Origin of the sequence: Chitinophaga sp. CF418, assembly GCF_900142925.1 — a bacterium.
Classification (GTDB): domain Bacteria; phylum Bacteroidota; class Bacteroidia; order Chitinophagales; family Chitinophagaceae; genus Chitinophaga.
Genome location: NZ_FRCN01000001.1, coordinates 178,651 through 201,698 on the forward strand (window position 1 = coordinate 178,651; position 23,048 = coordinate 201,698).

Annotated in this window: 20 protein-coding genes and 2 tRNA genes; 10 read left to right on the forward strand and 12 right to left on the reverse strand. The window is 47.9% G+C overall.

Features of this window, described 5'->3' with window-relative positions; translation table 11 throughout:
• Positions 1-81 precede the first annotated feature (81 nt).
• From F3I09_RS00780 to F3I09_RS00790, 3 genes are all read right to left on the reverse strand, one after another.
• Positions 82-1,173, reverse strand: a complete 1,092-nt coding sequence (locus F3I09_RS00780; protein WP_149693137.1) for a FecR family protein — start codon at positions 1,171-1,173, stop codon at positions 82-84.
• An 89-nt stretch (positions 1,174-1,262) separates the two neighbouring features.
• Positions 1,263-1,823 carry an RNA polymerase sigma-70 factor gene (locus F3I09_RS00785; protein ID WP_223233095.1) on the reverse strand — a complete coding sequence of 187 codons (561 nt, stop codon included), beginning with the start codon at positions 1,821-1,823 and terminating at the stop codon, positions 1,263-1,265.
• A 168-nt stretch (positions 1,824-1,991) separates the two neighbouring features.
• Complete coding sequence (locus F3I09_RS00790) at positions 1,992-2,408, reverse strand: hypothetical protein (RefSeq protein ID WP_149693139.1); 417 nt, start codon at positions 2,406-2,408, stop codon at positions 1,992-1,994.
• 330 nt (positions 2,409-2,738) lie between these two features.
• Between F3I09_RS00790 and nagB the strand changes: the two genes are divergently transcribed.
• The 5 genes from nagB (at position 2,739) to F3I09_RS00815 (ending at position 8,298) form a co-directional block, all read left to right on the forward strand.
• Positions 2,739-4,664, forward strand: a complete 1,926-nt coding sequence (gene nagB / locus F3I09_RS00795) for a glucosamine-6-phosphate deaminase (RefSeq protein ID WP_149693140.1) — start codon at positions 2,739-2,741, stop codon at positions 4,662-4,664.
• A gap of 161 nt (positions 4,665-4,825) precedes the next feature.
• Entirely contained in the window at positions 4,826-5,260 is a 435-nt protein-coding gene (locus F3I09_RS00800; RefSeq protein WP_149693141.1) for a phosphohydrolase, read from the forward strand.
• Between the two features lie 116 nt (positions 5,261-5,376).
• Positions 5,377-6,270, forward strand: coding sequence for an SAM-dependent methyltransferase (locus F3I09_RS00805; RefSeq protein ID WP_149693142.1), 894 nt, complete (start codon positions 5,377-5,379; stop codon positions 6,268-6,270).
• A gap of 336 nt (positions 6,271-6,606) precedes the next feature.
• On the forward strand, positions 6,607-7,305 hold the full coding sequence (locus tag F3I09_RS00810; RefSeq protein WP_149693143.1) for a type 1 glutamine amidotransferase: 699 nt from the start codon (positions 6,607-6,609) through the stop codon (positions 7,303-7,305).
• Positions 7,306-7,326: 21 nt separating this feature from the next.
• Positions 7,327-8,298, forward strand: coding sequence for a YpdA family putative bacillithiol disulfide reductase (locus F3I09_RS00815; RefSeq protein WP_149693144.1), 972 nt, complete (start codon positions 7,327-7,329; stop codon positions 8,296-8,298).
• Positions 8,299-8,505: 207 nt separating this feature from the next.
• Here F3I09_RS00815 and murB read toward each other — a convergent pair whose 3' ends face one another.
• Entirely contained in the window at positions 8,506-9,525 is a 1,020-nt protein-coding gene (gene murB, locus F3I09_RS00820) for a UDP-N-acetylmuramate dehydrogenase (RefSeq protein ID WP_149693145.1), read from the reverse strand.
• A 64-nt stretch (positions 9,526-9,589) separates the two neighbouring features.
• Here murB and F3I09_RS00825 point away from each other — a divergent pair, with 64 nt between their 5' ends.
• On the forward strand, positions 9,590-10,258 hold the full coding sequence (locus tag F3I09_RS00825) for an NAD(P)H-binding protein (protein ID WP_149693146.1): 669 nt from the start codon (positions 9,590-9,592) through the stop codon (positions 10,256-10,258).
• A 19-nt stretch (positions 10,259-10,277) separates the two neighbouring features.
• Here the strand turns inward: F3I09_RS00825 and priA are convergent, their stop codons facing one another.
• The 3 genes from priA to F3I09_RS00840 form a co-directional block, all read right to left on the reverse strand.
• Complete coding sequence (gene priA / locus F3I09_RS00830; RefSeq protein ID WP_149693147.1) at positions 10,278-12,725, reverse strand: primosomal protein N'; 2,448 nt, start codon at positions 12,723-12,725, stop codon at positions 10,278-10,280.
• Between the two features lie 9 nt (positions 12,726-12,734).
• Positions 12,735-13,475, reverse strand: coding sequence for a 1-acyl-sn-glycerol-3-phosphate acyltransferase (locus F3I09_RS00835; protein WP_149693148.1), 741 nt, complete (start codon positions 13,473-13,475; stop codon positions 12,735-12,737).
• Positions 13,476-13,539: 64 nt separating this feature from the next.
• Entirely contained in the window at positions 13,540-13,995 is a 456-nt protein-coding gene (locus F3I09_RS00840; RefSeq protein WP_149693149.1) for a DUF4258 domain-containing protein, read from the reverse strand.
• Positions 13,996-14,104: 109 nt separating this feature from the next.
• On the opposite strand from F3I09_RS00840, the gene mtaB reads away from it, so the two are divergent.
• From mtaB to F3I09_RS00855, 3 genes are all read left to right on the forward strand, one after another.
• On the forward strand, positions 14,105-15,382 hold the full coding sequence (gene mtaB / locus F3I09_RS00845; RefSeq protein WP_149693150.1) for a tRNA (N(6)-L-threonylcarbamoyladenosine(37)-C(2))-methylthiotransferase MtaB: 1,278 nt from the start codon (positions 14,105-14,107) through the stop codon (positions 15,380-15,382).
• Positions 15,383-15,562: 180 nt separating this feature from the next.
• Positions 15,563-15,637 (forward strand) — tRNA-Val (locus tag F3I09_RS00850).
• A gap of 33 nt (positions 15,638-15,670) precedes the next feature.
• Positions 15,671-15,745: transfer RNA gene (locus tag F3I09_RS00855), tRNA-Val, on the forward strand.
• Between the two features lie 221 nt (positions 15,746-15,966).
• Here the strand turns inward: F3I09_RS00855 and F3I09_RS00860 are convergent.
• From F3I09_RS00860 to F3I09_RS00880, 5 genes are all read right to left on the reverse strand, one after another.
• On the reverse strand, positions 15,967-16,983 hold the full coding sequence (locus F3I09_RS00860; RefSeq protein WP_223233096.1) for an alpha/beta fold hydrolase: 1,017 nt from the start codon (positions 16,981-16,983) through the stop codon (positions 15,967-15,969).
• A 92-nt stretch (positions 16,984-17,075) separates the two neighbouring features.
• A complete protein-coding gene (locus F3I09_RS00865) occupies positions 17,076-19,346 on the reverse strand; it encodes a histidine kinase dimerization/phosphoacceptor domain -containing protein (RefSeq protein ID WP_149693152.1) in 2,271 nt (756 codons plus the stop codon).
• 145 nt (positions 19,347-19,491) lie between these two features.
• Complete coding sequence (locus F3I09_RS00870; RefSeq protein WP_149693153.1) at positions 19,492-20,475, reverse strand: VOC family protein; 984 nt, start codon at positions 20,473-20,475, stop codon at positions 19,492-19,494.
• Between the two features lie 39 nt (positions 20,476-20,514).
• Positions 20,515-21,372 (reverse strand): SDR family oxidoreductase, encoded by an 858-nt coding sequence (locus F3I09_RS00875; RefSeq protein WP_149693154.1) that lies wholly within the window; start codon positions 21,370-21,372, stop codon positions 20,515-20,517.
• A 196-nt stretch (positions 21,373-21,568) separates the two neighbouring features.
• Positions 21,569-22,522, reverse strand: coding sequence for a transporter (locus F3I09_RS00880; protein WP_149693155.1), 954 nt, complete (start codon positions 22,520-22,522; stop codon positions 21,569-21,571).
• Between the two features lie 157 nt (positions 22,523-22,679).
• Here F3I09_RS00880 and F3I09_RS00885 point away from each other — a divergent pair, with 157 nt between their 5' ends.
• Positions 22,680-23,036: a nuclear transport factor 2 family protein gene (locus F3I09_RS00885; protein WP_149693156.1), complete on the forward strand. Its 357-nt coding sequence runs from the start codon at positions 22,680-22,682 to the stop codon at positions 23,034-23,036.
• The last annotated feature ends 12 nt before the right edge of the window (positions 23,037-23,048 follow it).

The window sequence follows — 23,048 nt, forward strand, 5'->3', positions numbered from 1 at the left end:
TTGTAGCTGTTAAAATTTAATAGTTCAATAGTTAAAGTTCAAATGGTCCCATAGTTTACTTCATAAGTTCAGTTGGACTGTTTATCGTTTAATGATGATTCTCTTCTTGTCAATGCGGTAGTGAAATGGAGATGTAAACCGGAGAGCCTCTAAAGTCTGGTCAACGGTTTCATTAATAAAAGTCCCTGTAAAGCGGTAATCTTCCACCTGCTTGTCTTCAAAAATAATCTGAACATCGTACCATCTTTCCATCTTGAGCGCTATATCTGCAAAGCGTTCATTGTTAAACACAAGACAATTCTCCTTCCATGCTGTTTCTGCTACCAGGCTGTCAAGTGGGTTTACGGTCACTTCTTCCAGCCGGTATGATTCCTTATCCGGGTTGCCGGGAGTGGGTACTGACACCACCCGCGGTTGTTGTTCTTCGTTAAATAACACTATCTTTTGGTTGGGAGATAAAATGACCTTCTTTGGCACTTCCCCTTTTATTGTTACCTCTACTTTCCCCTGTATTAATGAGGTTTCTACTGTTTTGTCCTCTTCATAAGCCCTGACGTTAAAAGTTGTCCCCAATACTGTAATGTCCATTTTTTTCGTATGGATAATAAAAGGTCTTTGTTCGTCTTTAAATACATCAAAAAATGCCTCCCCTTCCAGCACTACCTGTCTGCTGTCGTCATTTCCGTAATCATAGGTCAGCTTACTGCTTACATTAAGGAAAACAACGGACCCGTCGGGCAATGTTACCATTGTACGGGACCCATGGCGGGTAGATATTTCGCTTACCAGTTCTTTATTGTCAGGTTCCTTACGGTCACGCAGGCTCCACCATCCACCCAATATCACCACCATCAGTGAAGCTGCCACCGCCAGCACCCGGATACCGTTCTTTCTCAGCCAGGACCTGCTTTCCGGCAGTGTGGCCTGAGGCGCTGCAGTGACCTTGAAATCTTCCGGGTACAGTTCCTGCATACGCTGCATATGCTTTTCCAGCGCGGTTTCCGTTTCCCCCGTTATGTCAGGTGTACTCAGCTCCAGCTCCTTGATCAGGGATGCCTGATAACTCAGTTGTGCATCCTCTTTCAGCAATGTCTCCAGCTCCCTTAGTTCATCTAATGTAGCCTCACCTGATATCTTTCTTCCCAGCAATATCCAGGTTCTGTCTTGACTCATAAACTTTTTATGGGCTTTACACTTAATAAGACAAAGGATTTAAAGACATCTACTAAGTCTTTTGAAAAAAAATTTAAAAAAAGAAAACATTAACGTTTGGGCAGATATAAACGGAGGGATTCACTGATCTTTTTACAGGCAATGGCCATCTGTACATCGATCGTGTTCACAGAGATTTCCAGGATGCTGGCAACTTCCTTATACTTCAACCCATCTTCGCGGATCAGCTTATAGATGATCTTACAACGGGGAGGCAGGTTATTGACCGCTTCCGCCATTTTACGGGCCATTTCCCCCGATATCATCAGTTGTTCCGGTGTACTGTCAGCAACAGTCAGTTCCACAGACAGTTCGTCTATGCTGAAATGCTGTAACTGTTGTTTATTCAGATAGTTCAGAGCAGTATTACGGGTGGATACATAGAGGTACACTTTCAGGTTGCCGACCTGTAAAAGCCGTTCCCTGTTCTTCCAGATGTTTACGAATACGTCTGAAGCTATTTCCTCTGCCTGTTCATTGGATCTTACGATGGAAGTGGCAAACTGGCATAATGGCTTATAAAAAAGCCTGAATAACTGCCTGTATGCATTTTCGTCCCCTGTTGCAATCCTCCCGGCGAGCATTTGTATAGTGGCATGATCTGGCTGCACTTTACGAACTTGGTTGATATTAGTTGATATGCTCTCTGATATCTTTAATAATACTAGCGGTTCTCTGCTGGTGGCAGATAAAGTTAAAATAAAAAATGCTTAATACTGAACACATGTTCAATATTAAGCATTCGAAACAATTTGAAATAAATTGATACTCTCAGATTATTACATTTCCATACCCGTTACCCAAACAGTCCAGTCTTTGTCGAATTTATACCATTCACCCTTAGGACCTTCCCATTTCCATTCCGGCACTTCTGACCAGGTGGCGCCCTTATCAGCGCTCCACATCAGTTTATTATCGCTTATTTTCAACCAGTGGCCATCTTTATCGGCCCACATACCATCTTCCACAGCAGCCCATTTCTTACCGTTAGTACTCCACCAGAGCTTTGCTTCTTTATCCAACTTATACCAGTAGTTTTTTCTGTCTTTTATGCCATTCCAGATGCCATCTTTGGCTTTGGACCACTCTTCCCGGACATATTTGTGACATACAGGGCCAGGAGTTGCTGCATTTACACTCACATTAACAGCAAGGATGAAACAGATGCAAAGCATCGATAGAAAGGATTTTTTCATAAACATGTAGATTTTAAAAATTGATGGACCGGTACGTAACAACAGGGCTGCTTGTAGCGCTCCGGCGGAAAATTTGAGGTTTTTCTGCGGTCATGCCCCTTATAACCGCCTTATTTTTGCAAGGTTCCGATGTTTCTCTTTAATAATTAACGCGTTTGGATCACTGATGGTTTTATCTCATTTATGTATATTATGTTAAGGGTATTCTGTACATTTATCGAATTCTTATGAATATAACTTAAACAAAACCCTAAACTTCTATGTGAATAGAGAGATTTTTTTTAATTTTCCGTCTCGTTTTTAAACCGCATCTAATCCAAAACATAGATCATGACGCTTAATCATCAGGAAATTGAACTGATCGACAGTTTCGAACAAATAGCCGTGGATATACATCCTACGGCTAAGGACGGTTCCAAAGCAGTTGCGCAGGAAATAGCAGCACTGATTAAACAAAGGCAGGGTTCTAATAAACCAGTTGTACTGGGCCTTGCAACCGGTTCAACTCCCAAATACCTTTATGCAGAACTGGTAAGACTGCATAAAGAAGAAGGGCTTAGCTTTAAAAATGTGATCACATTCAACCTGGATGAATATTATCCGATTGAAGCTGATGCACTTCAGAGCTACAACAGGTTCATGAAAGAGCAGCTTTTCAATCACATTGATATTCCTGCAGAGAATTGTCATGTTCCGGACGGCACTTTACCTAAAGAAAAGGTAAAAGAGTATGCCGCTGAATACGAGCGCCGCATAGAAGCAGCCGGTGGTATTGATCTCCAGATCCTGGGTATTGGTACAAACGGACATATCGGTTTCAACGAGCCCGGTTCAACCCTGACCTCTCACACTCGCCTCGTTACCCTGGATAACGCTACCAGACAGGCTAACGCATTCGAGTTTGCCAATATGAGCCAGGTGCCTCGTCTGGCCATCACTATGGGTCTCAGCACTATCTTCAAAGCCAAACGCATTATACTGCTGGCATGGGGTACGCACAAAGCCAAAATCGTACGCAGGGCTGTAGAAGGCCATAGCTCCGATCAGGTACCCGCATCCTTACTGCAACAGCATCCTGACTGTAAATTTGTGATCGACGAACAGGCGGCTGAAGAGCTGACCCGTTTCAAAGAACCATGGCTGACCGGCGATTGCGAATGGACGCCAAAACTCCGTCGTAAAGCTGTAACCAACCTGGCAGTAAAACTGAACAAGCCGATCCTGATGCTCACAGACAGGGACTACAACGAAAACGGTCTCAATGACCTGATCGTACAGTATGGTTCTGCCTATGAACTGAACATCGAAGAGTTCAACGGTATCCGCGACACCATCACTGGCTGGCCAGGTGGTAAACCAGGTGCACAACTGCCAAGCCATCCTGAACGTTCAGAGCCTCAGCATAAACGTGTACTGATCTTCTCCCCTCACCCTGACGATGATATCATCTCCATGGGAGGTACCTTCATCCGTCTGCATGAGCAGGGACACGATGTACATGTTGCTTACCAGACTTCCGGCAACATTGCTGTAACAGATGAATTCGTACTGCGTTTCATCGACTTTGCTGTAGGTTTCGAAGGCATGTTTGACATCGACCGTAGCAAGAGCTCCCAGATCCTGGAAGATGCGAAAGCATTCCTCCGCGTGAAGAAGCCAAGCCAGAAAGACACTCCTGAGATCCGCGCTATCAAAGGCCTGATCCGTCGTGGTGAAGCAAAGGCTACCTGCCGTTACGTAGGCATTCCTGAAACCAATATTCACTATCAGAACCTGCCTTTCTATGAAACAGGTACGATAGAGAAGAAACCAATGGGCGAAGAAGATATTCAGCTGACCGTTGACCTGCTCCGCGAGCTGAAACCTCAGCAGATCTATTGCGCAGGCGACCTCGCTGACCCGCATGGTACGCACAAGGTATGTCTGGACATCATCTTCGCAGCACTGGAAAGACTGAAACACGAAGACTTCATGAAAGACTGCTGGGTATGGTTGTATAAAGGTGCATGGCAGGAATGGAACATCCATGAAATCGAAATGGCTGTACCAATGAGCCCTGACCAGGTATTACAGAAACGCCTCGGTATCTTCATCCACCAGAGCCAGAAAGATGTGGTGCCTTTCCAGGGTACTGACCTCCGTGAGTTCTGGGAAAGAGCGGAAGACCGTAACGCCAACACCGCTAACCTGTACGACCAGTTAGGTCTTCAGAAATATGCGGCTATGGAAGCCTTCGTAAGATATCACTTCATGTAAGCGCCAGCTTTAAAAATACATTCAGCCCCCGTTCAGTAAATGAACGGGGGCTTTTTAATTCTCCCGGGGGTCGCACCCCGGGCCACAAACACGCAGCTCCTGCTGATCTGGCGATCTTCTCTCCAGGTTTTCAACTTGATTCTTTTTTGTAGCTTTAGTGTATGACACTTGCTACAGCTATATCGATTGCAGTTGAAGCCCATGCCGGCCAGCTTGACAAGTACGGAGCACCATATCTCAAACATGTGATGAGGGTAATGGAGCTGGGTAAAACAGAAGATGAAAAAATCGTCGGTGTACTGCATGATGTAGTGGAAGATACTTCCTGGACCTTCGAACAGCTGGTTGACAAAGGACTGGCGCCCCATCAGCTGGAAGCACTGCGTTGTGTAACCAAGCTGTCTGAAGATGAAGACTATGACCATTTTATTGAACGTACCATCACCAACCGGCTTGCCTGCGCGGTGAAGATCAATGACCTCACAGACAATATGGATATCAGGCGTATTCCCGAAATATCAGAAAAGGATGTTCCCCGCTTAAATAAATACATCAGGGCTTACAATAAAATTGCTGCTGTCATTTCCAGTAAGTAAATATTCGCTACATTTAGGCAGTATAAAATTTCGACCAATATCTGTTAAAGTTAGTAATGCTAAACCTATCATGTTTGTAATCTACATGTCGTCCATTTCTAAAACTAGTAAACGTTATGAACCTGGTTCCCGCCGGTAAGGCTGCGACCTATTTAGCTTTATTACGTGCCATTGAATCGAACCGTCCAGAAAATAAGCGCTTATTTTACGATCCTTTTGCAAGGCTTTTCCTTCCATCTTCCTTTAGACTGGTTGAAAAACTATCCCGTATCCCATTCCTCAACAACTTCATTGCCTGGTTTATAGACAGGAACTGGACAGGAGCGCTCACCTGCTGTTCTGCCAGAACAAGACTGGTAGACGTGATGCTGGAGAACACGATCCACGATGAAGGTATCAACCAGGTCATTGTATTCGGCGCCGGCTATGACTCAAGGGCCCTGCGGCTGAAAATGAAGAAACGTATACAGTTTGTCGAGATAGACCATCCCGACTTCCAGGCGCAGAAGAGGGATATACTGGACCAGCACCGGCGCAGGAATGGCCAGGAGGCGATGGTCAACTATGTGCCGGTAGACTTCAATACCCAGGAGCTGGACCATGTGATTCCCCAGATCTTTCAGCAGGGGCATTACAAAACCATGTTTATCTGGGAGGGTGTAACCAACAACCTGACAGCGCCGGTCGCACCGAGGATATTTGACTACTTTAAGCACTTCCGCCCCGGCACAATCATTATTTTTACCTATGTAGACAAAGAGATGCTTGACAAGCCGGAAAAATTTACCGGCGCAACGAGCGTTACAAGGCTTTTACGCCGCAATAACGAATTCTGGAACTTCGGTATCCATCCCGCCAACATAAAGGAATTTCTGGCCTCCTACAACATGGAACTGATGTATAACCTGGACACCTCCTCCTTCCGTCACATGTATTACGGCGATAAAGCCGTTGACATGAAAGGTTATGAATTTTACCGTGTAGCCATGGCACGGGTCACTGAGCCATAGGCCCATTATCATCTTATCCACCCAATACTGAACCCACTACCTGCGCTGTGAAGGCTGTTGTCTTCTTTCAAACGGTCTTTTGTACCGTAGCGATCCCGTACCTTTCTTTACTGTTACCCATATATAACCCGTAGATGACCTACATATAACCCATATATAACCCATACCTTTATAGATATGGGTTATATATGGGTCATATATGGCTTATATATGGGTTATATATGGGTTATCTCCGGTAACGCACTATAGTAGCGACCTTACAAAGATTATATCAAAAGCTATAGATGTACTTTATTTCTTATCAGATGATTTTACAGTAACAGAATATTATATATCATGCATATACACATTTTCCAGCATGTCTCTTTTGAGGGTCCGGGGTGTATTTCGGACTGGGCCCTTACCCATCACCACAGGGTTACTTTTACCCATTGGTATGAACATCCAGGCCAGCCGGATCTGACCGAGGTTGATCTTTTGATCATTATGGGAGGACCGATGAGTGTACATGATGAGGCAGTACTCCCCTGGTTAAAGACGGAAAAGCAATGTATCCTGCAGGCCATCCAGGCGGGTAAAAAAGTGCTTGGCATCTGCCTTGGCGCACAACTCATTGCCACCACACTGGGGGCTAATGTATATCCCAACACACAGCAGGAGATCGGCTGGTTCCCGGTGATGTACTCCACCGCCCTGCTGCCTCCTGCCCTGGCGGTAGAACTGCCTGAAGCCCAGACGGTTTTTCACTGGCATGGCGATACTTTTGACCTGCCGGCAGGTGCAGTATGTTTCGCCTCCACACCGGTTACACCCAACCAGGCCTTCCTGATCGGGCACAATGTAATGGGCCTGCAATATCATTTTGAGGTGACCCCGAAATTGCTCGGAGAGATGGTGTTACACGGTATGGAAGAACTCATTCCGGCAGCCTATGTACAGGATGCAGATACGATTAAACGCGAACAGCGATATATAGAGGGCAGTAATATAACAATGTACCGTTTATTGGACTTCCTGACTAGCAATTACGGGTGATCATTCGTAATTTTAGCTCTTATGGAAACATACGATATACTCATAGTAGGGGCTGGTCCTATTGGCATTGCATGTGGACTGGCGGCACAAAAGGCTGGATTAAGTTATGTTATCGCGGAAAAAGGATGTCTTACCAACTCCCTCTACAATTATCCACTATACATGACCTTCTTTTCCACTTCGGAAAGGCTGGAAATTGGCGGTATTCCCTTCGTTTCGATCAGCGCCAAACCAATGCGTCCTGAGGCACTGGAATATTACCGCAGGGTCACCATCTCCAATCACCTGAATGTGCGCTTATTTGAGCCCGTAGAGGACATTAAATGCACCGGGGAGGTATATACGGTCACGACCGATAAAGCGACCTATCATGCCCGGCATGTCATCATTGCCACCGGCTTTTATGATATACCCAACATGCTGCATATACCGGGAGAACATCTCGCGAAAGTAAATCACTACTACAAAGACCCTCATTTCTATGCGGCACAAAAGGTGATAGTGATCGGGGCTAATAACTCTTCTGTGGATGCAGCGCTGGAGACCTACCGGAAAGGCGCCGATGTTACAATGGTGATAAGGGAAGAAGGGATCGGGAAACGGGTTAAATACTGGGTAAAACCGGATATAGAGAACCGCATCAAAGAAGGCAGTATCAAGGCTTATTTCCACTCCCATGTAAAAGCCATCAGGGAGAACGAAGTGGATATATCAACACCGGAAGGTATGATCACTATACAGAATGATTTTGTGCTGGCGCTGACAGGCTATCAGCCTAATTTCAATTTCCTGGAGAAAGCAGGCGTCACCCTGAGCCGTGATGCAAAGAAGTATCCCACTTATAATCCTGATACCATGGAGACCAACATGCCCAACTTATACCTGGCAGGCGTGGTATGCGGCGGTATGGATACACATGTCTGGTTCATTGAGAACTCCAGGGATCATGCAGATAAGATCATTGCACACATATCAGGCAAGATGCGTGAATAATGCAGGAGCTGTATCAAAAGTATGATGCCGCTTCTTTTATTCGGCAGATAGTCGTTTAAGCGGCTTTCAGCGCCTTCGCTCATTTTTGATACATCCCTGCAAACACGTAGCTCGCCTGAGGCGGAGCGGGCTATGCTCCACCTCAGGCGAGCTGACCAAAGCGATTGAGCGTTTTCGGGCCGGCTGTAATATGGTCCTGCCGGATAATCAGACAATATTCACTTCTCTTTCCAGTTCCACACCGAACTTCTCCTGCACACTGTCCAGCACCCGCTGCGACAAACGATAGATCTCATCGCCGGTGGCATTGCCATAGTTAACCAGCACCAGGGCCTGACGGACGTGTACGCCTGCATCTCCTTCTCTGAAACCTTTCCACCCACACTGTTCTATCATCCACCCTGCAGCCAGTTTATAGGCACCGTCGGCGGTTGGATAGGCCACCATATGCGGAAATGCTTCCTTCAGTGCTGCATACTTTTCTGCAGGTACTGTCGGGTTCTTGAAAAAACTACCGGCATTGCCTATTTCCGCCGGATTAGGCAACTTGGAACTGCGTATATTAATCACCGCCTGGCTAATAGCCTTTATGCTCAATTCCTGTACGTCCATGTGTTTCAGCTCTTCCTCTATTGCGCCATAGCTGGTATTGAACTTCGGATGTTTGGATAAGCGGTAGGTCACAGAGAGAATGGCAAACTGCCCTTTGTACTGACGTTTAAAAACGCTTTCACGATATCCGAACTGACAATCTGCGTTATTGAAGATAACAGTGGCATGGTCCTGCATGTGATAAGCTTCCAGCTCATGAAAACAGTCCTTTATTTCCACACCATATGCGCCGATATTCTGCATGGGACTGGCGCCTACGTTACCTGGTATCAGCGACAGGTTTTCCAGTCCTGCGCGGTTATTTTTGATACAGTCCATCACAAAGCTATGCCAGGCCTCTCCTGCCCCTGCTTTCACATATACGTACTCGTCATCTTCGCCTACTACTTCGATGCCTTTTATTTCATTTTTTAAGAGGAGACCTTCATAAAAATTGTGGACGAAGAGGATATTACTACCACCTCCAAGTATCATATGGGGCAGCTCCGGTAAGGGCGGATTTTCCAGCAGTTGCTTCAACTCATCTGTCGATCTGAAAGAGGCGAAGAAACGTGCCTGGCTGGCAATGCCAAACGAATTATAAGACCTGAGCGAAACATTTTCGGATATGCGCATATGATCGTAAATTTAGTATAAAGCTGCTGTGCAGCATTCAACAACTGACAAATATAGTAAAACCATGCCTCAAACTGCTGTTGTAATAGGCGCTACCGGGCTCACAGGTACTACTCTGGTCACTTTGCTGTTGCATGACCCGCACTTCAGTAAGGTGAAGGTACTGTTGCGCAGTCCCTCCTTCAAACAGCGTCCCGGGCTGGAGGTGGTCCTGGTAGACTTTAATGATGAGGAAGGCCTTTCTGAGGCCTTACAGGGCGATGTGCTCTTCTGCTGCATAGGCACTACTATCCGCCAGGCAGGCTCTAAAGAACGGTTCCGTGAAGTGGATTTCGAAATACCGCTGCGCTGCGCCACACTGGCCCGCAGGCATGGTATGCAGCAGTTCCAGCTGATCTCAGCCATCGGCGCTAATCCCCATTCCCGCAACTTCTATCTGCGTACAAAAGGAGAAGTGGAACAGGCAGTGGAAAGACTGGGATTCCCTTCCCTGCATATTTTCCGTCCCTCGATTTTGCTGGGTGTGCGCAAGATATTCAGGTTGAAGGAATGGCTAGGAATAGTACTCGCGATGGTATTTTATTTCCTGTGGCAGGGAAGATGGCGGAAATACCGTCCTGTGAAAGCTGCAAATGTTGCCTGTGCTATGCTCAACGTAGCTAAGAAAGCGCCTGACGGGACACACGTTTATGAATATGACGCTATTAAGGAACTGGCGGGACGAGGAAGATAAAGATCATGTACCATTCACATCATGTACAATCTACATCCGGCACGATGATCACTGAACGGAACTGCTTTTCTGCCAGCAGTTTGATAAAATGCTCCTGCAGCAACCGTTTGGTATTAGCGATGACTTTCGTATCGCGGGGTAACTTGATCAGCATTTCCTGCAGGTAGTTATTGCGTACACGGCCTACCAGTGGTACCGCCGGCCCTACCAGCCTTGGCCCGATATGAGGCCGCAGCCAGTTGCCCAATACCTGTGCTGCCTGTTCTACCGTTTGCTGATTTTTATGTTTGAGCGTAATCTTCAACAGCCTGTAAAAAGGCGGATAACCAAAACGTTCCCGTTCGGCTATTTCCGCTGCATACATCGCCTTATAGTCATGGGTGGTGACATAATGCAATATAGGATGTCGTGTATTGCTGGCCTGTATGATCACTTTTCCCTTGCCATGTTTTCTACCGGCACGGCCACTCACCTGTTCCATCAGCTGAAAAGCCCTTTCATTCACGCGGAAGTCGGGGAAGCTCAGTAAACTATCTGCACTTAATATCCCTACCAGGTTCACGTTTTCAAAGTCCAGTCCTTTCACCACCATCTGCGTCCCCACCAGGATGTCTATACCTCGTTGTTCCAGCAGCTGGATCATCTTGTTGTGACTATCCTTGTTACGCACGGCATCCATATCCATACGGGCTATGCGCGCCTTCGGGAAAAGCTGTTGCAGATCATCCTCTATCTTTTCTGTACCAAAGCTCTTGGGAATGAGCGTCTGGCTGCCGCAGGCCGCACAGGTCTGCGGATAAGGATAGCGGGTACCGCAATAGTGACAATGCAGTTTATCCTGGTTACGGTGATAGGTCAGGGAAACATCACAGTTTTTGCAATTGGGTATCCAGCCACAGGTAGTACACATCAGGAAGGGCGCATACCCACGCCTGTTCTGGAAAAGGATTACCTGCTTCTCGGCCGCCATACTGTTATTGATAGCGGCATTCAACTGTGGCGTGAAGTTTTCCTGCATATTCTTTTCCGCGCGTTCCTTCTTTACATCCACAATTTCTATTTCCGGCATTTCCAGTCCGCCGAAACGCTCCATCAGTTCCACCAGTCCATATTTCCCCTGCTGTGCATTGAAATAGGATTCCAGGGAGGGCGTAGCGGAACCCAGCAATACCTTTGCACCAAACAATCCGGCGTAATAGATAGCTGCATCCCTGGCATGATAACGGGGGGCAGGGTCCTGTTGTTTGTAGGAGGTATCATGTTCTTCATCCAGGATGATCATGCCCAGATCACGGAAAGGCAGTAACAGACTGGAACGTGCGCCCAGCAGTATCTGCAGTTCGCCGGTCTTTACCTTGTTCCAGATCTCTACCCTTTCGTTATTATTAAAGCGGGAATGATAGATCCCGATCTTCTTTCCAAAGTGTTTCTGCAGGCGGCGGACGATCTGTGCGGTCAGGGCTATTTCCGGCAGAAGATATAGTACCTGTTTACCGCTGGCTACATACTCTTCGATCAGTTTTATATACAACTGTGTTTTACCACTGGAGGTAACACCGTGCAGTAATGTTACCGGTCTGGCAGCAAAGCTGTTGCGTACTTCCGCCAGGGCTTTCTCCTGTGCGGGGCTAAGCTCAAAGTCAATCTGTGTCTCTGCTTTACCATTGCCTGGCACACGGTCTACCACCCGCTGTTCTATCCACACCACGTTTTTGTCCACCAGTCCTTTTAGCTGTGCTGTGGTAGCGCCTGATTTTTTCAGCAGTTCACTCTGCAGCACGCTGCCCTGTGTTTTTATCAGGTGCAGGTAAGCCAGCAGCAGTTCCATCTGCTTGGGCGCGCGGGATAGTTCATTGAAGAGCGGCGCCAGTAGTTCCTCATCTTCGTATTGTGCATGCAGCTGCACATAATTCTCTTTCTTCTCCTTGTATACCTCTTTCAGCTCTTCATATACCAGCAGTACTTTCTTCTCTATCAGCTTCTTGATGGTAGAGTATACGTCTGACTTATCGAGTATCAGCTGTACTTCGTCAATTCTCAGTTCTTTTCGTATATGCAGGGCTTCTGCTACCAGGTATTCATCATCATCCAGGCCGGTGAAATCATCGCCGTAGGCGTCGTTGAAAAGCAGTAACGTCTCGCTGGAGAGCTTCAGGTGGGCAGGTAAGGCGGCATTCAGCACTTCCCCTTCGCTGCACATGTAATAGGATGACAGCCATTGCCAGAATGACAGCTGTGTAGGATATACTACCGGATCTTTATCCAGCATATCCAGCAGCGGTTTGGTTTTATAGTCAGCGGGAGCCTGTTCGTGAATGGCCTTTACAATACCTGCATATTTCTTCTGTTTGCCCAGTTGTACGGCCACACGGCTGCCTACCTTCAGGGATTCCTCCATGTGGGGAGGCACCGAGTAGGTGTAATTCTTCGGCAGAGCCAATGGCAGTATGACGTCAGCAAACTTCATTTGTAAATGTTATACACTAGCTTTCAATTCCCGTTCCATAATGTCAAACACCCGTTGTTTCAGGGTTGGCAGGTCTTCCATTGTCAGTCCGGTGACAGGTACAGGAGGCAGGTATACCACCCTGCAGCGACCGGGATTCAGGTTGAACCCATTAGCGTGGAGGCGGTCTCCGTTATCGAGATACAGGACAGGCTGAATAGGCGTCTGCGTTTCAATGGCTATACGGAAAGCGCCATTATGGAATGGCTGCAGCGGCTTATCGGTTCCGTTGGTAGTTCCTTCAGGAAAGATGAGGATAGAGATACCTTCCCTAATGGCGGCGATCATCTCCCTTACACTGCGGGAACGGGCTTTGGCGTCCGAGCGGTCTACCAGTACAACAGATTGTTTATAAATAAACCCGAAAAACGGGATCTTTTTCATTTCTATCTTTCCCAGGGGGCGGAAAGGCAGGCGCATCACCTGTACGGCGAGTGCGGCGTCGAGGTAGGAGCGGTGGTTCACTACATACAGGTAAGGGGTTTTATCTTTCCTGTTATGCTTATAAATCCTTTTCACCCTTATACCGACTGCAGGAAACCATGTGTGAGACCAGAAGCGCAGGAAATAGAAGACAACGTTCCCTCCTTTTACCCTTCCAAAGAAAGAAGCCACAAAAATGGGCGGAAGGATGAGGAACATAATACCAAGAAAAACAATTGCAGCATATATGATATACACTACATGTAACGGCTTGAGCAATAACTTCATAATAATGCCAGTCTCTTTAATAGTCGGATCAAGCCGGAAAATTACTGCTTACTGATGGAAATACCTAATTACAGCTGCAAGACCAGTCCTTGTCCAGATCAATGCAGGTCACTACGCTGGTAGTATCTTCACAGGGTGCGAAGACCACCCGGAGGTGTTGTCCTTCTTCAGAATAACCTTCCAGTGCATAGGTCGGGCAAGGTTCGTCGTGGGGATTGGATTTCTCGGTATTTACACGCCCTGTTTCCAGGATCTCAACTACTTCTTCTTCGGTTACATGGCGGCAGGCCATCCGGCATCTGGCGTGACGGGTATACTTCAGATGGGCATGCCGGTTGAGAATTGCAGGGTCGCTGCCATTGGTATTGGAATTTTTTTGATTTGCCCTGGTGATGCTTGTGTTACCCGGAGCAGACACACGCGGTTGACGCTGTGGTCCTTTCCACCATTGTTGCTGCCAGGCCAGCCACAACAATAGTCCCAATAACAACATAGGTACATACTTGCCCTTAGATTTCATGGTTACGCTCTGTTACAAAATATTTCAGCATTTGCTCTGCCGGGCGGCAATCTATACAATTTTGGCAACATATTCAGTATAAAAAAAAGGTGCTACCTTTGCCCTCCTTATGACAACAGGTAAAAAAGTAGCATTTCATACCCTCGGCTGTAAGCTGAATTTTTCAGAAACCTCCTCCCTGAGCAGGCTGCTGGAACAGGATGGATTTGTGAAGACGGATTTTGAGGAACAGGCCGATGTATATGTGATCAATACCTGCTCTGTTACCGACAATGCGGATAAAGAGTGCCGGCACCTGGTGCGCCGTATCCAGCGCAGGGCTCCTGAAAGCATGATCGTGATCACCGGCTGCTATGCGCAGTTAAAACCCAAGGAAATCGCTGAAATTGAAGGAGTTGACCTGGTATTGGGGGCGGCAGAGAAGTTCAATATCGTAGATCATCTGAAAACACTCACCAAAGGCGATAGCGCAAAGATCTGCTCCTGCGATATCGAAGACGTGAACACCTTCCATGCCTCTTATTCACTGAACGACCGTACCCGTACCTTTCTGAAGGTGCAGGACGGCTGTGACTATACCTGCTCTTTCTGTACCATTCCCATGGCGCGTGGCAAAAGCCGTAGCGACAGTGTAGCCAGTGTGGTGGAGCATGCCCATTCCCTGGCAGCCAGCGGTGTGAAAGAGATCGTGCTGACAGGCATTAACCTGGGAGACTTTGGCAAGGGCCTGGAAGGTGGTAAGAAAAGAGAAGAAACCTTCTTTGAGCTGATACAGGAACTGGATAAAGTGGAAGGCATAGCGCGTTACCGCATCTCTTCCATAGAACCCAACCTGCTGAGCAATGAGATCATCGAATTTGTAGCCAACAGCAAAAAGTTCATGCCTCATTTCCATATTCCCCTGCAGAGTGGTAGTAATGATATACTGGGCCTGATGCGCCGCCGTTACCGCCGTGAACTGTATGCGGAAAAAGTTGCCCTGATCAAACAGTTTATGCCACATTGCGCCATTGGTGTAGATGTGATAGTAGGCTTCCCGGCAGAATCTGATGCACATTTCCAGGAAACGTATGATTTCCTGCATTCCCTGGACGTTAGTTATCTGCATGTATTCACTTATTCTGAACGCGCCAACACCGCTGCGCTTGATATCAGCCCGGTGGTACCTGTGAACGTAAGGAATGAGCGCAATAAGTTGCTGCGTAACCTGAGCCATAAGAAACAACAATATTTCAATGAACAGCATGTTGGTGAAACAAGGAAAGTGTTGTTTGAAAAACATGGCAAGGATGGTATGATGGAAGGATACACTGATAACTATATTAAAGTGACCACACCTTACCGTCTTGAATGGACAAATCAGCTGATAGATTGGGAGTTGAAATAGTGATCTGTTTATAAATACAATCGCCTAAAACCCTTTACAGCAAAGCATTTTAGAGTAGTATAAGTTTAGAGGACACTTACTTTTTTTAAAATCTTCTCAAAAAAATTTGGTAGAATAAAAATAGTTTATACCTTTGCAATCCCATCAGACGAAAGGCCTGACGGTAACGAAGAAAAAAGAGGGAGTTTAGCTCAGCTGGTTCAGAGCATCTGCCTTACAAGCAGAGGGTCGACGGTTCGAATCCGCCAACTCCCACTCTTTAAGTTTTTCACTGATTTTTTTCTTCAAGGGAGTTTAGCTCAGCTGGTTCAGAGCATCTGCCTTACAAGCAGAGGGTCGATGGTTCGAATCCGTCAACTCCCACTGAATACAAGAGGCTGCATCATTAATCATGATGCAGCCTCTTTTTTTTATGTGAAGTGAAAGGAATAGTTTGTATATCGTTAATTATCCCCTTTATTCCAATCCGACAGATACCACTACTTTATCGGCACATTTAGCACAACACGAAGCAGCTACAGAACGGTTCTTAAAAGCCTCACAGCTGATGCTGAATATGGCTCAGAGGAAATTACACCTTATTACTACTTCTCCTCCCCTAAAAACCGCACGATCGCATCCACTGCTATGACGGGCTGCTCCTCCGGTACAAAGTGCCCGGAGTTCTCCACTTTTACAAACGTCACGTCCACCGCTTTTTTCGGGAGTGTATACCGGAGCCACTCATACCCCGGGCCTCCAAGGGCCAATACCGGCATCGTCAGCTTGTCATAATGTTTATAATCTTCTATGTCGGTTGTAAATGCCTGGTACCAGGCATTGCCGGCGCGGATGGCGTCCGGGGTGTTATAAGCAGCCGCATATACAGCGTGGTCAAAGGCAGACATGGCGCTATCGTTCTTCAACAGGTAATGAAAGACCGCCTGCTGGAAAACAGCTGCATGTCCTGCCAACAAAGCTTCCGGGAGACCATGGAGCTGGTTGAATGCAAACCACCACACATAAGGACGGGCGGGATCCAGTTTGTCAGTAGGTGTTCCGGCTGCAGGCAGCATGGGAATGGCGGCAAACGTTTCATCAGGATGGGGCACATCGATCATGATGAGCTTTTCTACCAGGCCGGAATGATTGGCCGCAAGACTAAACGCCACCTGTGCTCCGATGTCATGACCGGCCACAAAGGCTTGTTGGTAACCAAGGGATTGCAGCAGCGCCGCGATATCGCCCGCCACCGTCTTTTTATCATAACCATCCGCCGGACGGCCGGAGGCGCCCATGCCGCGATAATCTACGGCGATCACCGTATAATGTTGTTGCAGCGCCGGCATCATTTTATGGAATGACCACCACGTTTGCGGCCAGCCGGAAAGCAGCAGCAGTGGCTTTCCGGCGCCACCTATAACATAGTGGATCCTGATACCGTTTACGGTAGCATAACCATTGCGAAACCCGGGAAGTTGCTTCACCAAGGCCTCATCGGAGATCTTGTTGTGGATGATGGATGCCTTGTGTTGTTGTCCCATCACGTCCGTGATCATCATTGTACATAAAAGCAGTAATGCCATTGCAATACCACTTGCTTGTCTTTTAATGTGCTTCATACCAATAGCTGTTTTTGTGATGTGCAAAATTCCGCTACCAGCAATGGAGATGCATTGACAAAAGCTATAAACCAGCATTGACTAATATCAACCTACACCAGGATACGGCTTGGCGGGAACGTCATGTCAATCTGTAACCCGGCATCGCTATTGAATGTCACATTACCCCGTAGTTGCCGCACCAGGCCAATGATAAGACTAAGTCCGAAAGAGTCCGATGCCTGTGGGTCAAAACCGGGCGGAAACCCAGCACCGTTGTCACTAATCGATAAGGCCACCTGCTCATCGTCGGAATGCAATTGAATGCGGATGCGTGGCTGCACGGTGTGGGGCACTGCGTATTTGATGGCGTTTGTCACCGCCTCGTTGATGATAAGCCCGATGGGCACCGCCTGCGACACATCGAGGTCCGCATAGTCAAGCTCCATCTCCACGGTGACCAGATCGCGGATAGAAAAACTATCCTGCAGGAAATCCATTAGTTCACTGACATAGTAATTCATATTTACGCCGGAAAAGCTATCCGACTTATACAGTTTCTGGTGGATGAGGGAAATGGCCTGCATGCGGTTCTTGCTTTCGCGCAGCGCCTGCCGGGCCGTTTCGTTATGCAGATGGAGTGCCTGTGAATTAAGCAGGCTGATAACGATCTGCAGGTTGTTCTTTACCCGGTGATGTACTTCCTTCAGCAGCCAGTCACGCTCATCGAGCAGCTGTTTCAGGGTAATGTTCCGTTGATTGATCTCAAACTGCTGTTGTTTTAACTGCAGGTTTGCGCGGCGTTTGATGTTGTACGCCCAGGCGCTGATCAGGAGCAGCGACAGTAGCAGGGCGCCTATGACATAGGATAAATTCCGTTTGGTGGCTTCATGTTGTATCAGTTCTTTCTGCTCATCGGTTTCCATCGTGAGCAACGAGATATGCTTTTCCTTCAGCTCCAGGTCACGGTCCTTTTGCTCCGTTTCATATTCCACTTTCAGATGCGCCAATTGCCGGTCGTGCTTTACCATAGCCATGGAGTCTGAATACAACATATACCGCTGGTAGTGCCGCATAGCGGCGATATAATTCCCCTGCATGGAGTCCAATGTGAACCGGTGTTTCTCGATTGTTTTCCGGACCAGCATGGCAAGATTCGTAGTGGTGTAGGCTTCCATTTTGCGGATATATTTTTCTGCCTGCGTGTAATTCCTGGTGGCCAGGAACATCTGGACAGTTTTACTGGTAATCCTGTGCTGCAAAGACGTCCACACCTGTTGATTTTCCATCATCGGTTTTACTATCGGGAAATATCTCAGGGCAGCCGTGTAGTCCTTGCGTTCAATGTAAAGGGAGAACTGGCGGCGCTGCAGCATGTTTAAGATCCCGGGCCTGTTCGAAGGGGTGAGCGCAATGCCTTTGGTGATCACCTGCTGCGCCTTGTCGTATTGATGCAATTCTGTGTAGGTGTCAGCCAGGTTGGCTGCAAAGAATGACATAGCCTCCCTATCGTGCAAACGTTCCGCCACCTGGTAAGCTTTTTCTTCATAAGTGCCGGCTTCCGGGAACCGCTCTACTGCTTCATAAGTAATGCCCAACCGGTTGTAGATATTATACATAACGGCGGATGTATCATGGGCCTCTTCCGCCAGTTTTTTCGCCAATAGCAGGTATTTGATTGCTTCCTGTAGATCGTCGAGGTTATACAGCACACCGCCTAACAGGCAGTAAACATCCTGTAATTGGGTGTAATGAAGGTCCTGGTATAATGCAAGGGATTGTTTGAGGCAGTGTAAAGATTTAGCAAATTCCTCATTGGCCCGCAGTACATCCCCGTAATATTTGAGAGCGTCTGCCAGCTTGAGGTCACGTTGCCCATGTAATCTTAATTGTTCAACATACAAGCCATAATAATGCGCTTTGGGTTTTACCTGTTGCTGGTCAACAACGTCAAACTGGAAGGCCTTTTCTTCATATACTTTTGCCATGGCGGGCCAGGGTGATGCGCTGGATGCAAAGACCAGCGCCTTGTCAACGTATTGTCTTGCTTTCGCAGTATCCCCGTTCTCCCGGGAGATCTGCGCCAGCAGGGCCAGGCTACCCGCCTGTCCATCTGCATAAGCAATTTGTTTACCAAGCACCAGCGCCTGGGTGGCATACCCGGTAGCATAGCGGACATCTTCCTGCTCCGCACCTGGCTTATTAATGTAATAAGCTGCCAGTTGTTGTAACACATTGCATTTCGCCGTATCCGTGTGGCTTTTAACCAGGAGCGCCCTAAGGCTGTCGGCTGTGCGGGCCTGTTGTGCCCCGGCATGCAGGCATTGCAATAATAAACACATCAGTAGCACCCGCATGGTGCTGCCGGCAATAGGTATACGCATAAAGGCTGGATTGCATTTCAACAGGGGACAGCGACCATGGATGTTTCAACGCACAAAACAGTCAACCTAACACTTATTCCACAGACAAAATCAAAAGGCGTGGTATTGCCACGCCTTTTGTGTTAAGTGCAATACAGTATATTCTTTATTTGCTTACTGCATCCAGGAACGCGTACAGCGAAGTAATCCTGCCATTTTTCACCGTAATGAGGTCCATGCCTTTTACGCGCGCAGGATGGGCCTTATCGCCATAGTTCCAGTACAAGCGTACGGTGTTATGATTAGCATCGATCCTGGCCAGCGAAAAGCGGAAACCCGGGTGCTGTTGTTGCAGGTTGCTGATAAAAGTATTCAGTCCCTGCAGTCCTTCAGACACATAACCCGCATCTACAAATGCCACATCATTGGCGTAGAGCGCGCTTAGGGTAGCCAGTCTTCCCGCGACGTCAGGGTTATTCCAACGCTGCAGGTGGGCGGCCGCCAGCTCTTGCAACTGCCGATGGCTGAGCGTATCACCAACCAGCGGAATGGATGTCACATCTCTGGGCGACCAAAGTCGCACGGCAGGGTGATGCTTTTCGTATTCTTTTCCATCCTGGTACGATACCAGTTCCAGTTTGGCGCCCCACGGTGTAAGAAAATAAACCCAGGTCTCCCCTTTCGTATCGCCGGAGGGCATAGTGAATGGTTCCCCCAAAAAAGTAACACCTTTTGCCTTGAGACACGCCATGCTGGCCTTAATATCTGTGGTGTAAAAGGCGATGTGCGAAGCGCCAAGGTCGTCTGCGCCGGGCTGCTGCTTACTGCCCTGGCCCTGGTCATAATAGAACAATTCGATGTTGGCGCCATCGCCTGCGCGCGTCATCCGGATTGTTACCGGGCCTGTACCGGGTTGTATGTGATTGATCTTTTTCCAGTTACTATCCAGTGGCACAGGACCAATCTGAGTCACCGGGGTGAAGTCCAGCACCTCCGTAAAGAACCGGATAGCTTCTGGAAGATCAGGCACATTCATGCCTACGTGGTCCACTCCTTGTAGGCCGGCTTTGTTCTGCGCATGCAGGTCGCCGGCATGCAATGTGATAAACAATACGGCTACCATTGCCGTCATTTTACTAATGCGTTGCATATATTTCGTTTGCTGTTGCTGTTGATTCGTTAAACCTGTTTATTCGCTGTATGCCGCCAGCCATTTTGCCTTAATGTCTGCGCGGGCGTTGATAAATTCTTTATCGGTGCCTTGCGCGATAGCGTCCAGCGGGAAGCGCAGCGGCCGGGTGCCGGCTTTCATTTGCACGAGCTCCAGAATGCCATCTGCAATGGTTTGCGGGTTCATTTCGAACTTCGCCATCTTTCCAAACAAGGCGGCGCCCAATGCATTGAATTGCTCCTGCGCGCCGGGTCCATAAGCATCAATGATATCGGAACGATCCGCATCAATGCCTGTCTTGGCGCCATTGGTCATCTCCGTAGGATACACACCCGGCTGGATGCTTACGTTCTCAATGTTAAAACCGGCCAGTTCCGCCTGGGCACCTTCCGTAATACTTTCCACTACGAACTTGGAAGCCAGGTAAGGTACCATGAAAGGCAATGTATGCCCGCTCGCGCCGGACGTAATGTTGATGATCAGGCCACTTTTTTGCGCCCGCATAACAGGCAACACCGCCTGGTAAGTGCGTAGGGTACCGTATACATTCACTTCAAACATGCGACGCACCTGGTCTATTGAATAGGCTTCCATCAACCCGAACCCGCTTACTGCAGCGTTGTTCACCAATACGTCGATGCGGCCTGCTGTTTTTAACGCCTGCTCAAACGCCTGTTGTACGGAAGCGTCGTCTGTGATATCAATTTCAATAACGGAGATGTTGGGTAGCTGGGCCAATTCTGCAGCTGCTGCGGCATTCTTACCCTTTACACCGCGCATACCTGCCAATACATTATAGCCTGCTTGTGCCAGCGTTTTTGCAGTGAGTTTACCAAAGCCGGTGCTGGTGCCAGTGATGAAGATCGTTTGTGACATAGTAAATAAGTTTTTTTGTTATTGTTTGATGACACAAAGTTGGAACACTGGCAGCCGCTGCACATTGATATTTAATAGAAAACGACATTGATAAATATCAACAACAACAACACGCATGAATGCAAAAAGCCCCGCCATTCCCGGCGGGGCTTTTTAAAACGGCGCCTACGGAAAAGCGCAGGATAAAATGATGTAGCTATTTACTGAGGGGAATGGCCACGCGCAAGGTGGGCCGGAAACCGGCGGACCGGTTCTGTACAGCGGTTTCAAAAAATGACTTGACCTCCATTAAGCCACCACGGGGAAAGAAATACGCCAACCCGAGGCCATAACCTAATACCCGCTCACGGGTGTTGCTGATACCATACTGAGTGGCATAGTAGCTGGCCTGCCCATCGTAACGGTCCTGGTTGAATTGCCCCAGGAAATACACCGCAGCTGCTACTTTCAGCGCAGGCAGGATGGAATAGTCCACGGAGTAGTTGCCATTGTAAAATGCCCCGGGTTGCTCCCTGGTGTCCATTATGCGGGCATTGTAATTAAGCTGGTTACGGGAGCTGATACTGAACTTTGAATTCAGCAGTAATGTAAACGCATGGTATACACCAAAGGAATAAAGGTGTGCAGAAGGATTGATGGCATACCTGGTATTGTAGGCGCCAAGCGGCAAACTGATATCCATTTCCGTACGATGGGAAAAAGCCTTCCCGAAAAGCTTGCGGTCAGACCACTGTATCGCAGTCCCCAAAATAGGGTCTCCCCACACCGCTGGATTCGTGGAAGGAGTCGCAGCACCAGCATTCGAGGCACTTACCTGTGCCAGCGGAAAGATGGCAGTAAACCCCAGGTTGCCACCCAGCGCCTTTACGTTTGAAAGATAGATCAGTTGATGCAGGGTGACCAGCGAGTTTACTTTCAATGCAACGGGCGCCTTCTTTCCATGCTGATCATAAATGCCGCGGGTCTGGAATACCTGTACATAGCCCTGGTATACAAAACCAGGTTTTCCGGCAATGCCATCAAAAACATTTGCAAGACCAAGATTGGTAGGTGGCAGCGCTGGGTCTTGCGCAAAAGCACGCCCGCCCACGGCCAGCAATGCAGCCAGCAGCGAAATACGGTAGTATGCGGAGATCTGTATTGTTTTCATAGCGCAAACCTACCATGCCATGCCAGCTGGCGGAATGATAAAAGCCAGGAAATAGTATTGACATTTGTCATCGGAAATTTATATCAATAATCAACAACATTGCATCCGGCAATAGCAATCTTTGCAGTGTAAAACAACTCACTAAAAACACCGCTATATGGAATTCCGGGAACAACAGCTCATTAAAAAACACTTTGCCATCTGGAGCGAAAGAGACGCCGCCAAACGGGCAACCCTCATCACTGAAGTGTATACGGACGACGTGGAAATAACAGACCCACACTTCGTGGTGCATGGCCATGGCGACTTGCAACAACTGATCACCAACCTGCAGGCAAAATTTCCTGAACGTGCATTCCGTTTGCGCCGGCCCATTGAAGGCCACCACAACGTAGCGCGCTTGTTCTGGCAGTTTGGAACAGCCGACATGCCCGCGCAGGAAACAGGCCAGGACGTGTTCGTACTTGAAAACGGAAAAATCCGGCAGTTGCTCATCTTCATCGATGCGAGATAGTCTTTAAGTTTG